Annotated in this window: 10 protein-coding genes; 1 reads left to right on the top strand and 9 read right to left on the bottom strand. The window is 70.7% G+C overall.

The features are described from left to right. Positions 1-13: 13 nt before the first annotated feature. Positions 14-721, bottom strand: coding sequence for a lipoyl(octanoyl) transferase LipB (gene lipB, locus RAB71_RS04920; RefSeq protein WP_029562110.1), 708 nt, complete (start codon positions 719-721; stop codon positions 14-16). Further along, positions 709-987: a YbeD family protein gene (locus RAB71_RS04915; protein ID WP_010343116.1), complete on the bottom strand. Its 279-nt coding sequence runs from the start codon at positions 985-987 to the stop codon at positions 709-711. The genes lipB and RAB71_RS04915 overlap by 13 nt, the downstream gene beginning before the upstream one ends. A 332-nt stretch (positions 988-1,319) precedes the next feature. On the opposite strand from RAB71_RS04915, the gene RAB71_RS04910 reads away from it, so the two are divergent. Continuing rightward, positions 1,320-2,375: a lipid A deacylase LpxR family protein gene (locus tag RAB71_RS04910; RefSeq protein WP_010343115.1), complete on the top strand. Its 1,056-nt coding sequence runs from the start codon at positions 1,320-1,322 to the stop codon at positions 2,373-2,375. Positions 2,376-2,595: 220 nt separating this feature from the next. Here the strand turns inward: RAB71_RS04910 and RAB71_RS04905 are convergent, their stop codons facing one another. The 7 genes from RAB71_RS04905 to mrdA form a co-directional block, all read right to left on the bottom strand. Beyond that, positions 2,596-3,807 (bottom strand): D-alanyl-D-alanine carboxypeptidase family protein, encoded by a 1,212-nt coding sequence (locus tag RAB71_RS04905; RefSeq protein WP_010343114.1) that lies wholly within the window; start codon positions 3,805-3,807, stop codon positions 2,596-2,598. Positions 3,808-3,956: 149 nt separating this feature from the next. Continuing rightward, positions 3,957-5,438, bottom strand: coding sequence for a septal ring lytic transglycosylase RlpA family protein (locus tag RAB71_RS04900; protein ID WP_104609509.1), 1,482 nt, complete (start codon positions 5,436-5,438; stop codon positions 3,957-3,959). Beyond that, positions 5,435-6,571, bottom strand: coding sequence for a lytic murein transglycosylase B (mltB, locus tag RAB71_RS04895; protein ID WP_010343701.1), 1,137 nt, complete (start codon positions 6,569-6,571; stop codon positions 5,435-5,437). Before mltB ends, RAB71_RS04900 begins: the two co-directional genes overlap by 4 nt. Before the next feature lie 349 nt (positions 6,572-6,920). Beyond that, the gene (locus RAB71_RS04890; RefSeq protein ID WP_167397482.1) at positions 6,921-8,345 is read right to left on the bottom strand and encodes a glycosyl hydrolase family 28 protein; all 1,425 of its coding nucleotides are present in this window, start codon (positions 8,343-8,345) and stop codon (positions 6,921-6,923) included. A gap of 2 nt (positions 8,346-8,347) precedes the next feature. Continuing rightward, positions 8,348-9,688 carry a virulence factor family protein gene (locus tag RAB71_RS04885; RefSeq protein ID WP_082042402.1) on the bottom strand — a complete coding sequence of 447 codons (1,341 nt, stop codon included), beginning with the start codon at positions 9,686-9,688 and terminating at the stop codon, positions 8,348-8,350. Positions 9,689-10,021: 333 nt separating this feature from the next. Then, a complete protein-coding gene (gene rodA / locus RAB71_RS04880) occupies positions 10,022-11,128 on the bottom strand; it encodes a rod shape-determining protein RodA (RefSeq protein WP_010343696.1) in 1,107 nt (368 codons plus the stop codon). After that, the gene (gene mrdA / locus RAB71_RS04875) at positions 11,125-13,185 is read right to left on the bottom strand and encodes a penicillin-binding protein 2 (protein WP_010343695.1); all 2,061 of its coding nucleotides are present in this window, start codon (positions 13,183-13,185) and stop codon (positions 11,125-11,127) included. Before mrdA ends, rodA begins: the two co-directional genes overlap by 4 nt. Position 13,186 lies beyond the last annotated feature (1 nt).

Genomic DNA, 13,186 nt, shown 5'->3' with positions numbered 1-13,186 from the left:
GGCGGGCAGGCGGTCAGGCCGCGTGCGTGAGCGAAAGATCGGGCAAGGCGTCGAGCGGCTGCAGGGTCAGCCCGAACTGGCGCGCCAGTTGGGCCAGCAGGACCGGGGTGACCGCCTGCATGCCGGAGGGACCGCCCAAGTCTAGCACCGCGGTCACCTGCAGGCCCTGGTAGCCGCAGGGATTGATCCGGTGGAACGGCTCCAGGTCCATCGCCACGTTGAACGACAGGCCATGGAAGGTGCAGCCGCGGCGCACGCGGATGCCGAGCGCGGCGACCTTGGCGCCGCCGACATAGACGCCCGGCGCGCCTTCGCGGCGCTCGCCGAGGATGTTCCATTCGTCGAGGGTGTCGATGATCGCCTGCTCGATCCGGCACACGTAGTCGCGCACGCCGATGTGCAGCCGGCGCAGGTCCAGCAGCGGGTACACCACCAACTGGCCGGGGCCGTGGTAGGTGACCTGGCCGCCGCGATCGACCTGCAGCACCGGGATGTCGCCGGGCGCCAGCACGTGTTCCGGCTTGCCGGCCTGGCCGAGGGTGAACACCGGCTCGTGTTCGACCACCCACAGTTCGTCGGGCGTCGCCTCGTCGCGCGCATCGGTGAAGCGCTGCATCGCCCGCCACACCGGCTCGTAGGGCTGGCGGCCGAGCTGGCGCACCCGGCACGGCGGCAGCGCGAGGGCCGGCGCCACTGGCGCGTCCCCGGCTACAGCGTCCACTTCACTTCCGGGTGCTCGCGCAGCGCCTGGTGCGCGGCGTCGTACTGGGCGCGGTCCACCGCACGGAAGGCGATGCGCACCGACACGTATTTGCCGTTGGACGAATGCTTCCAGCTGATGCGCTCCTCCATCACTTCCACGCCGGCGGCGGCGAGCAGGCGCGGCAGTTCGGCCTCCAGGCCGGTGTTGGCGGTGCCCATGGCGCTGAGTTCGAACACGCCGGGGAACTGGAAACCGTGATCGGGGTTATCGGAAGTGATGTCCATGCCCGCATTATCGGGCCGGCGCCGGGCAAACCCAAGGCCGCGCCGGGGTGGACGGCAGCGGGCCGGGCCTGCCAGCGGCATGCCAGGCACGGATTGGGAGCGGCCACGCTGCCTCGGCATGCGCCTACCTGCGCGGTCATTGCGCACCATTGCCTTCACGCGACAAGAGGGCGAATGGGACAGACAAACCCAAACGGACGAATTTGTCCGCTACGGCACTTTTGCCTATCCTTCACTGCACGGGCTGCGTTCATGGTCCGGGATGTCGCCGGTATCGACTGCCTGCAGGCGGACATCGCCGCTCACGCCTTTTCCGACCAGAGACGCCGCCCATGCCGTCGCCCCGCCCGCTTGTTCCGCTGGCCATCGCCCTGGCCTTCGCCTCGGCACCAGTCGCCGCCACCACGCAATGCCCACGCGACACCCTGGAAGCGACCGCACCCACGGTCAACGTCCGCGTCGACAACGACCTGTTCGGTGGCGCCGGCCAGGACCAGGGCTATACCAATGGGTTCGGCCTGATCATCGTCTCGCCGAACCTGCGCGACTACACCGACGACCCCTGCCTGCCGCGGCTGGCACGGGCGGCGAACCGCGCCCTGACCTGGCTGCAGCCGAACAGCGACTTCACCCAGCGCAACATGACCTTCGCGATCGGCCAGGCGTTGTTCACCCCCACCGACAAGACCCGCCGCGACCTGATCGAGGACGACCGTCCCTACGCCGGCCTGTTGCTGATGAACATCGGCTACAACGCGCGCAACGACGAGCGCCTGCGCACCACGCAACTCACCCTGGGCCTGGTCGGCCCGTCGGCGCAAGGCAAGCAGGTGCAGGATGCGGTGCACGACCTGTTGGGCGACGCCAAGTTCCAGGGCTGGGACAACCAGTTGCACGACGAGCCGGTGTTCCGCGTGCTGCACGAACGCCTGCGCCGCTGGTCCGGCGACGGCAGCCGCGACGGCTGGGGATGGGACGCGATCAGCCATTGGGGCGGTGCGCTCGGCACGCTGGACACCCACGCCAATGCCGGCATGGAACTGCGCCTGGGCTGGAAGCTGCCCGACGATTTCGGCAGTTCGCCGCTGCGCCCCGCCGGCGAGAACGTCGCCCCGCCGGCCGACAGCGTCGGCAGCGGCTGGTCGGCGCACCTGTTCGTGACCACCGATGGACGCTGGGTCTTGCGCGACATCACCCTGGACGGCAACACCTTCCGCGACAGCCACAGCGTGAAGAAGCGCCCCTTCGTCGGCGACGCCGGCATCGGCCTGGCGGTGATGCGCGGCAAATGGAAGTTCGCCCTCGCCCGCTACTGGCGCACCCGCGAGTTCGACCTGCAGCGGCAGACGCCGGTGTTTGGCAGCTTTACAGTGAGCAGGCGGCTTTAGCCGCCGGGATTTGGGATTTGGGATTCGGGATTCAAAGGTCTTCGCGCGCGGTGCCGTAGGAGCGGCTTCAGCCGCGACGCTTTATCGGTAAAGCGTCGCGGCTGAAGCCGCTCCTACGAAGAGCGAGAGGCAGCACGCACGCGCTGTCGCCACCAATCCCGAATCTCCACTCCCGAATCCCCAAGAAAAAAGCCGGCATCAGCCGGCTTTTTTCAAACACTCATTCCGATTCCCACCACATCCAGAAGCTGTCCCACAGGCGCTTGAAGAAGCCGGCCTCGTCGACCGCCTTCAGCGCCACCAGCGGGGCCTGCGCCACCACCTTGCCGTCCAGGCTCACCTTGACCGTGCCGATCTGCTGGCCCTGCTTGATCGGGGCCTCCAGGGTCTTGGGCACTTCGATCGCCGGCTTCAATTCGTTGTAGCGGCCGCGCGGCACGCTGACCAGCAGCGGCTGCGCCACGCCCAGCAGCACCTGCTTCTCGGTGCCCTTCCACACGCGCTGCTGCGCGACCTGCTTACCCGGCTCGTACAGGCTGTGCGTCTCGAAGAAGCGGAAGCCCCAGTTCAGCAGCGCCAGGCTGTCCTCGGCGCGCTGCTTCTCGGAACTGTCACCCATCACCACCGCGATCAGGCGCTGGTCGCCGCGCTTGGCCGAGCTGAGCAGGCAGTAGCCGGCCTCAGAGGTGTGGCCGGTCTTGATGCCGTCCACGCTCGGATCGCGCCACAGCAGCAGGTTGCGGTTCGGCTGGGTGATGTCGCCGACGCGGAATTCCTTGATCTTGTTGTACGCGTAGGTTTCCGGGTAGTCGCGCACCATCGCCCGGCCCAGCAGCGCCAGATCGTAGGCGGTGGTGTAGTGGCCGTCGGCCGACAGGCCGTGGGCGTTGACGAAGTGCGAGCCGGTCATGCCGATCTTCTTCGCATACTCGTTCATCAGCGAGGCGAAGGCTTCCTCGCTGCCGGCGGTATGTTCGGCCAGCGCGATCGCCGCGTCGTTGCCGGACTGGATCGCCATGCCCTTTTCCATGTCTTCCAGGCGCGCGGTCTTGTTGACCGGGAAGCCGCTGTAGCTGCCGTCGGTGCCGGCGCCGCCCTCGCGCCAGGCACGCTCGCTGAGCATGACCTGGTCGTCGCGGGTGATCTTGCCCAGCTTCAGTTCGGCCGCGATCACGTACGAGGTCATGACCTTGGTGATGCTGGCCGGAGCCACGCGCTCGTGCTCGTTCTCGCCGGCCAGCACCTGGCCGGTGGCGTAATCCATCAGCACCCAGGACTTGGAGACGGCCGGCTTGGGCGCGGGCGGGATCGCCACGGTGGCCGGAGCGGCGGCAGCGGCGGCCGGCGGCGCGGGAACCGGACCGGGCGTCTGCGCGGAAACCAGGCCGACGGCGAACGTGGCCACGGCAGCGACGGCGAAGCGGAATTTCATCTAAAACGACTCCTGGCGGGCCCGAAGGCCGATGGAAAACGCGACATTGTAGGCCGAGCCGACGCCCGGGCAGGCGCGGCGCGGGCACGCGCGCGAACCGGCGTTAAGCCATCGGCGCGATGCGGGCCCGCCATGGCAGGCCCGTGGCCTCAATCCTTGACGATCTGCGGCCGGCCGAAGCCCAGGCCGGCGATGCGCGTGGCCAGTTCCGCGGCGCGGCCATGGTCCTCGGCCGCCACCCGCAGCCGCCACAGGGTGCGGCCGCCGGAGACGATGTCGCTGATGCTGGCGCCGACGATGCCGGCCGAGGCCAGTTGCGACAGCGCGCGGTTGGCGTTCTCGCGGCTGGCGAAGCTGGCCACCTGCAGCAGGATGCCGAGCGGCCCGCGTGCGTTGTCGGCGTCGGCCCGCGGCTCGGCGCTGGCGACCGCTCTTGCCGGAGTCGCCGGCGTCGGCGTGGCCACGGCGACACTCGGCGCAGGCGCGGCAGGGGCGGCCGTGGGCGTGGCGGCTGCAGTGCCGCGGGATCCGCGCGCCGGGGTGCTCGCCGCGGCGACGCTGGGCGCCGGCGTGGTCGGCTTGCCGGTCGCCACGCGCACGCCACGCGACTTCATCCAGGCGTCGAAGCGGTCCGCATCGCCGACCCGGCCCGGCGCGTCCTGGACGCGATAGCGCCAACGCTCGCCTTCCGGCAGCGCCGCGGCTGTAGCGGTCGCCGCGGCGGCGGTAGGCGCGGCCACCGCAGCCACCGGCACGGCACGCGCCGGCGCGGTCGTGGCCCCGTTGCCGCTGGCCGTTCCGGCCGACGTCGCCGGCAGGGTCTTGACCAGATTATCCATGTCCGCCGCGCGCCGCACCGCCGCGGGATCGCGCGTGGCGGCTGCAGTGGACGCGCTGGCCAGCAGCGTCGCCGGGCGCCGGCCGGGAGTGCGCCGTGCCAGCAGGTCGCCGTTGTCGGCAGGGGTCAGGCCGCGCACTTCCACGCGGCCGGTGCCCTTGCCGGTGATGCCGAGCTTGACCGCCGCCGCGTAGCTCAGGTCGATCAGCCGGTCGTCGTGGAACGGGCCGCGGTCGTTGATCCGCACCACCACCGATTCGCCGTTGTCCAGGTTGGTGACCAGGGCGAAGCTGGGCAGCGGCAGGGTCTTGTGCGCGGCGGTGAACGCGTACATGTCGTAGACCTCGCGGTTGGAGGTCAGGCGGCCATGGAACTTGCTGCCGTAGTACGAGGCGGTCCCGCGCTCGACGTAGCTGTGCGGGTCGTCGATGACCACGTACTCGCGGCCCAGCACCATGTACGGGGAGCGGTTGCCGATCGCCGAGCGCGGTTCGTCGGTGACCAGCGGCTCGGGAATGCAGGCGACGTTGGGCACGTAGTCCGGGGTGCTGTCGCGCACGCCGGGCGCGTACAGGCCGCCGGCGGTGTAGTTGCCGCGCTTAGACGGGTCTTCCTTCGCCGGCGCGTAGGGCGAGGTCGAGGGGCAGCCGGTGGCGACATGCGCCGGGCCCTTGCCCTCGACCCGGATGCCGGGTCCGGCGCCGCCGGCGGTCTTCTTCGGGGCGCTGCTGCAGGCGGCCAGCGCCAGCACAGCGACGACGGGAGCGATCCGGAGCAGCGCGTTCGGGTTCATGCCGGTGGTAACTCCTTGCCGGCGATGGCCTGGGACAGTTGGTAGACGGCCATCGCGTACATCTTGGAATTGTTGTAGCGGGTGATCGCGTAGTAGTTCTGGAAGCCCAGCCAGTACTGCTTGCCGGCGCTGCCGTCGAGGGTGATCGGCGTGGCGGTGCCCGCCGTCGCCGGCACCGGCGCGGTCGGCGTGTAGCCGCGCGCGGCCAGGTCGGCCAGGGTGTAGGTCGGCGTCCAGTCGGTCGGATTGAATTCCTCCGCACCCGGACGCAGCGTCGCCGGCACCGCGACCAGTCCGTCGCGCACCCAGCCGCCCTTCTTCACGAAGTAGTTGGCGATCGACGAGAACGCGTCGTCGTAGTCGGTGAACAGGTTGCGCTTGCCATCGCCATCGCCGTCGACCGCGAACTGGCGGTAGCTGGAGGGCATGAACTGGCCCAGGCCCATCGCGCCGGCGTAGCTGCCGATCAGGCCGGTGATGTCCAGGTTCTCCTCGCGGGCAAGCGCGAACAACTGGCCGAGTTCATCGCGGAAGAACAGCTCGCGGCGCACCTCGCGCTCGAGCTTGGCCGGGTCGCCGCTGCGCGGGTAGCGGAACGCCAGGGTGTACAGCGCGTCCAGTACGCGGTAGGAGCCGGCGTTCTTGCCGTAGCTGGTCTCCACGCCAATGATCGCCACGATGGTCTCGGCCGGCACGCCGGTGCGCGCCTGCACCCGCTGCAATTCGTCGCGGTGCGTGGCCAGGAACGCGCGACCGCCGTCGATGCGCGCCTGGCTGATGAACATCGGCCGGTATTCGCTCCACGGCTTGACCCGCTCGGCCGGGCGCGACATCGCCGCGACGATCGCATCCTTGAACTGTGCCTGCGCCAGCGTCGCCTCAATCTGCGCCGGATCGATGCCGTACTTGGCCGCGGTGTCGCGGACGAAGTTGGCGCGGGCGACCTCGAACGGCACCGGGGTCAAATCCACCGGCGGCGCCTGCACCGCCTCGGGTGCGGCTTCGACCGGCGGGGCCGGGCGTGGGGCCGGCGGCGGCGCGCTGGCCTGCGGCGGCGACGGCGGCGCCTTGGGCTGGGTCGCGCATGCGACCAGGCCAAGCGTGAGCAGGCAAATCAGCGAGCGTCGGATCATGCCGGCAGACTAACAGATTCAAGATGAATTTCTACCAATAACGCCATGAAACAAAAGAACTTTGCCGCAGGTCAAGTGCACCTGCAGCATTCTCTTCCAGCGTGCTCCCGCACGTCCCGCGACGTTTGCCGCCGATGGAGCGTGAAATGGCGCCGGGCGTGCCTCCGCGGCAGCGCAAGGCCTTGGATCTGATGCCGCTCTCGGAACGCCGCGCGGCACCCGGCGCAGCGGACCACGCGCAACATCGGCACGCACCGCCCTGCCCGCGCATCGCCCCTGCCAGCGCCTTGCACAAAACAGCCTGGACTGCCGCGAGGGATGGAGGGCGACGGGCTTGCCGCGCAGCGGGTTAAAGCGCCGGAAACACCGGCGCGCTGGCGCAGGCGGGGACCGAACCAGCCAGCGTGGTCGCATAGGTGGAGGCGGCGCTGCTGTCCTGGCTCAACTGCAGGTTGGACTGGTCCACGCCGATGCGCGCGTTGCTGGCATGCAAGGCGGTGACGTCGGCCTCCACGTGCGCGAGCACCAGGTCGAGCGGCGTCGCGGCGCTGTCGCCCTGCACGGTGCTGCCCTTGCCGGCAGGCGTGTCCTGCGCGCGCAGTCCGTCGACCACGATGCCGGCGAAGGTCGGCACGCTGCCGCTGCGACTTCCGCCGTGGTCGTGACCATAGCGCGGCGTGATCACCAGCGGTCTGGCCACGCCGAACAGGCAGGTGTTGCGGTAGAGCACGTCGCGCACCGGGCCACCCTTGGCCGGGCCGGTCTTGATGCGCAGGCCGTTGTTGTCGGTGGCGACGATGCCGCCGGCGTCGTGGCCGACCAGGCGGTTGCCGTCCACCAGCACGTTGTCGACGCCGTACATCACCTCGCTGCCGATGGAGATGCCGTGGGTGCCGTAGAAGCGCGAATCGCGCACGGTGATGTCGGCCGAACGCGCGGCGCTGGTCTTGATCGCGATGCCGTCGTCGCCGGCCATCACGTCGTTGTCGGCCAGGGTCGCGTTGCGCACGCTGTCCAGATCCAGGCCGTCGGTGTTGGGGCTGTTGGCCGGTGCCCTGACCCGCACGCCCCACACGGTGACGCCGTCGCCGCCATGCACGAACAGATGGAAGTACGGCGCGTCGATCAGGTTGACGTGGTAGAGCTGCAGATCGGCGACGTCCTGCGCGCGGATCAGGTCGGGGGCGTTCTGGGTCAGGCCGGCGGCCTTGGCGCCGCGCGCGAACTGCCACCAGCTGTCGCTGCCGCCGAGCATCGGCAGGTCGCCGCGGCCGTCGATGCTGCCCTGGTGGCCGGCGGCGTCGCGCACGCCCATCACCCCCAGGGCGCGCCCGTGCAGGGTGATCAACGCGCGGCAGCTGCCACTGCGGTCCGCGGCCTGGCCGCAGGCGCTGCGGCCGGGGACCTGATAGTCGGCGGGCAGGCGCGAGGCGAACAGGGTCACGCCGCTATCGATGACCAGCGTGGTGTTGCTGCGGATCGTCAATGGCCCGCTGAGGAAGGCGGTACCGCTGCCGGCGCGCAGCAGCACCGCGCCGTGCGCGCCGTCGGCGCAGCGGTCGAGCGCGGCCTGGATGCGTGCGGTGTCCGGCGCGCGGCGCTCCAGCGCGTCGGCGAAGCGGCGTTGCTGCGCCTGTAGGCTCGCATCCAGCGTCGTGCACACCGGCGGCAGGCGCGGTTCGACGACGCGGCGGGCATCGCCGGTCGCGGCGGCGCTGGCGAACGCCGCGGCGGCGAGCAAGCCGCCGCTCACCAGCGCAACGCGCAGGCGCAGGCTCATTGCCGCAGCGCGGCGTGCGACGGCGGCAGCGCGGCGGCGGGCGATGCCGTGGCCGCGGCAGGACGCGGCGCGCGCAGTTCGGCCACGGGCAGGCGCGCGTCGGCGGACAGCTGCTGCCAGCGGTCGTCGACGATCGTCGCCAGCCCCGCCGGGTGTTGGTCGAAATGGTGACCTCCGTGCAACACCACCACCTCCGCGCCGCGCGCACGCAATTGCGGGCAGAGCGTATCGGTTTCCTTGTCGCCGTACACGCACAGCAACTGCGCCGGGGCGATACGCGCCACTTCCGGCTGCACCGGCAAGGCATCGTCGGCGTCGCCGAGATTGAACCAGCCGCGCACGCGGATCTGGAAATCGGCCTTGTGCTCCAGGCCCAGCAAGGCCACCAGGCCGACCTGCTCGCGCTGCGCCGGCGGCAGCCGGTTGACCATGAACGGCAACGTGGTGGCGCCGAAGGAATAGCCGACCAGCAGGATCTTTTGCGGATGCCAGCGCTGCTGGTAATAGGCGATGACCCGGCTCAGGTCGGCGCTGGCCCGCGCCGGCGGCTTGGCCCGCCAGAAGTAGCGCAGACTGTCCCAGCCGACCACGGCGATGCCGCGGCGCTGCAGGGCCTCGGCCATGCCCTTGTCGATGTCGCGCCAGCCGCCGTCGCCGGACAGCACGATGGCCAGCGGCGCGCCCGGGATGCTCGACGGCAGTTCGGTCAGCGGCAGGTCGTCCAGCGCACCGCCGCGGCCGCGCGCATGCAGGTGTGCGGCGACACGCGACGCCAGCGCGGCATCCACGCCGCCATCGGCCGGCGCCGCCACGGTGTCGACGAAGCCCTGCGCCGGGGTGGCGGCGGCGGTGCCGGCGCAGACCTCGGTGGGTGCCGGCGCCACACCGATGGCGCCGCCCAGGGTCGCGGTCGGCGCGGCCCCGACGATGCGCTCGGCGAGGGTCGCGGCGGTGCCGGTGCCGGCCAGCACCGGCAGGTAATAGCTGTCGCCGTGCAACTGTCGCTGCAGCCGCCGGCTCAACTGCTCGGCGTCGTGCCAGGCCTTGTCGCAGCCGTGGCCGCCACGCCGCAGGTGCTTGAGATAGCGTTGGCCGTCGACCACCGCGACCAGCGCGCCGCTGGCGGCGATGCGCTGCGCGGCGGCCTGCCGCTGCGCCGGGCTGCCGCTGGCGAGCAGGATCACCAGGCCCTGCGGCGTGCCCTGCGGATGCACGAGGGTCGCGCGGCCGTAGCCGCGGGCATGCAGCGCCCCCGGCGGAAAGTAATAGCGCAGCAGTGCGTAGCCGCTCAGGCCCAGCACCACGCTCGTCAACAGCAACACACGCAGGAATTTCATCAAGACGCATCCAGCCCGGCAGTGCCGGGCATCGGGACAACCACGGGACGCGAGGAAACGGCGTTGCGGCGAACGCACGCGGACGCGCAGGCCTGAGCCCGGGTCGGCGGACGTGCTGCGCGTGGCTCCTCGACGACGGTGGGCTGGGATGGATGCGCGGGGTCGCACCTGCCTACCCGGAACGTTCCTGCGCGCGTGCGGGCCGGGGGGAGCGGCGCGCGTCACGTGGCATCGACGCGAATTGTGGCACGCGTGACACGCGCTGCCATCCTGCAGTCATCTGCCTGCAAGGGAGCGGTTAAGCCAGCGCGCGGCAGCGGCCGTGCGGCTCGCTCAGTAACCGTGCACCGGACGGTGCGCCTTCACCGCCATCACCAGGCCCAGTCCGGCCAGCAGCGACACCGCCGAGGTGCCGCCGTAGCTCATCAGCGGCATCGGCACGCCGACCACCGGCAGCAGCCCGGAGATCATGCCGCCGTTGACCAGCACGTAGACGAAGAACGCCAGGCCGGTGGCGCCGGCCAACAGCCGCGAGAAGGTGTCGCGCGCCTGCGAGGCGATCCACAGGCAACGCCCGATCACGATCAGGTACAGGGTCAGCACGGTGGCCACGCCGATCCAGCCGAACTCCTCGCTGAGCACGGAGAAGGCGAAGTCGGTGGTCTGCTCGGGAATGAAGTTCAGGTGCGACTGCGAGCCCAGGCCCCAGCCCTTGCCGTGCAGGCCGCCGGAGCCGATCGCGATCTTGGACTGGATGATGTTCCAGCCGGCGCCGAGCGCGTCGTTCTCCGGGTTGAGGAACATCATGATGCGGTCCTTCTGGTAGGGCCGCAGCAGCCACAGCCACGCCACCGGCGCGGCCGCGGCGACGCCGCCGACGGCGATGCCCACCCACCACCACGGCAGGCCGGCCAGCAGCAGCACGAAGCCGCCGCTGGCGGCGATCAGCACGCCGGTGCCGAAGTCCGGCTGCAGCATGATCAAGGCGGTGGGAATGCCGATGATGACCGCGCTGACCAGCACCGTGGGGATGCGCGGCGGCAGCGGCATGCGATGCAGGTACCAGGCCACCATCATCGGCATGCTGATCTTCAGCAGTTCGGCCGGCTGCAGGTAGAACACCTTCAGGTCCAGCCACTGCCGCCCGTACTTGCCGGTGCCCAGCACGAATACCGCCAGCAGCGGCAGCATCGACAGCGCGTAGATCAGCGGGGTCCAGGCGCGCAGGCGCAGCGCCGACACCCGCGACAGGCTCCACATCGCCGCCGCACCGATGGCGAAGCGCGCCCCCTGCGCCATGACGAGGTGCATGCCGCCGGCGCTCTTGAGCACCGCCAGCCCCATCGCCATCAGCGCGCCCAGCGCCAGGCACAGCGGCCAGTCCAGGGTGCGGGTGAAGCGGCCGCCGATGTCGACCAGCCAGCGCAGGAAATCCTTCATCGCTCGTCCGGAATCTCGTCGGGGATCGCCGGCGCCGCGGACTGCAGCGGCACCACCGCCGCATCCACCTCGGCCTGGCCGATCAGCACCGGGCGTTCGCCGGCGGCCAGGGCGACCGCATCGGCGGAGGCGCGCGAGCCCGGATCCTCGGCGTAGTACAGGTGGCTGCCGAAGGCGGTGGCGCCGCGCAGGCTGTCCAGCGGCTCGACGCCGGGCGGCAGCCGGCCGAGCAGCCAGGCATCGAAGATCTTGCGCGCGATCGGCGCGGCGGTACTGGCGCCGTAGCCGCCGCCTTCCACCGCGATCGCCAGAGCGATGGTCGGCCGCTCGGCGGGCGCGAAGCCCTCGAACAGCGAGCGGTGGCGCAGGTGCATCGGCAGGCTGCGCGGATCGACCGCGGCCAGCCCCTTGCGGCTGACCACCTGCGCGGTACCGGTCTTGCCGGCCATCTGGTACGGCGCACCGACGGTGATGGCATAGCCGCTGCCGCCCGGACGCATGGTGTCCATCATGCCCTCGCGCACCGCCTGCAGGTTGCTGGGGTTGTCGCTGATCGGCTTGCTCGGCTCCGGCTGCACCGGCGCCCACGGCTGGTCGAAGGCCTGGCGCGTGGCCATCACCAGGTGCGGCGTGCGCAGTTGCCCGTCGGCGATGCCGGCGACCCCGCGCACCAGTTGCAGCGGCGTCACCTTCCAGTCGCCCTGGCCGATGGCGATGTTGACCGTGTCGCCCGGGTACCAGGCTTCCTTGCGGCTCTTGGCCTTGTAGGCCGGCGACGGCACGATGCCGCCGGTCTCGCCGACCAGGTCGATGCCGGTGGGCACGCCGAAGCCGTAGCGGGTCATGTACTGGTCGACCTTGGTGATGCCCATGTCGATGGCCAGCTTGTAGTAGTAGGTGTTCACCGACTGCGCGATGGACTTGCGCAGGTCGGTCCAGCCGTGGCCGCCGCGGTGCGAGTCGCCCCAGCCGCGGCTGACCCCGGGCAGGTAGAACATGCCGGTGGAGAGGATCTTGTCCTCCGGGCGGCGGGTGCCGCTGTCCAGGCCGGCCAGGCCCATGAACGGCTTGATGGTGGAGCCGGGCGCGACGCCGCCCAGCACCAGGCGGTTGAACTGCGGCCGCGACGGGTCGCTGTTGAGCGCCTGGAAATCGGCGTGGGAGATGCCGTTGACGAACAGGTTGGGGTCGTAGGACGGCAGGCTGACCATGGCCAGGATCTCGCCGGTACGCGGATCGATGGCGATGGCCGAGCCCTGGTAGTCGCCGAAGGCGGCGACCATGGCGCGCTGCAGGTCGGCGTCGATGGACAGGCGCAGGTCGGCGCCGGACTGCGCCGGCACCCGGCCGACGGTGCGGATCGCGCGGCCCTGCACGTTGGTCTCGACCTGCTCGTAGCCGACCTTGCCGCGCAGTTCCTCTTCGTAATAGCGCTCCAGCCCGGACTTGCCGATGTGGGTCAGCGCGGCGTTGCCCTCGCCCAGCGCCTCCAGGTCCTTCTCGTCGATGCGGCCGACGTAGCCGATGATGTGCGCGAACAGGTCGCCGTAGGGGTAGTGCCGGGTCAGGTAGGGTTCCAGCTCCACGCCCGGGAAGCGCCAGCGGTCCACCGCGAAACGCGCCCGCTCCTCCTCGCTGACGCGCAGCTTCAGGGTGATCGGGCGGAAGCTGCGGCTGGCCTTGCGCGCGGCCTGGAAACGTTCGATGTCTTCCGGCGACAGCGCGATGACCTTGCCCAGCTCGGCCAGCAGCGCGTCCATGTCGGCGACCTTGTCCGGGGTCACGTCGAGCCGGAACGCGGGCACGTTCTCGGCCAGCAGGCGGCCGTTGCGGTCGTAGATCATGCCGCGCCCGGGCACCACCGGCCGCGGCTTGATGCGGTTGGCGTCGGAGCGGGTGGCGTAGACGTCGTGGTCCAACACCTGCAGCTTGAAGTACCAGCCGCCCAGGCCCAGCAATGCCACCAGCACGCCAAGGAAGCCCAGCGCCGCGCGGCGCCGGAACTGCTCGGCCTCGGCGTGCGGGTTCTTCTGCGCGCGGCGCGGATGCAGGGCCATG

Source organism: Xanthomonas sacchari, from assembly GCF_040529065.1.
Lineage (GTDB): Bacteria > Pseudomonadota > Gammaproteobacteria > Xanthomonadales > Xanthomonadaceae > Xanthomonas_A > Xanthomonas_A sacchari.
The sequence above is the reverse complement of the archived record's forward strand: the minus strand, read 5'-3'. Positions and strand labels throughout refer to the sequence as shown.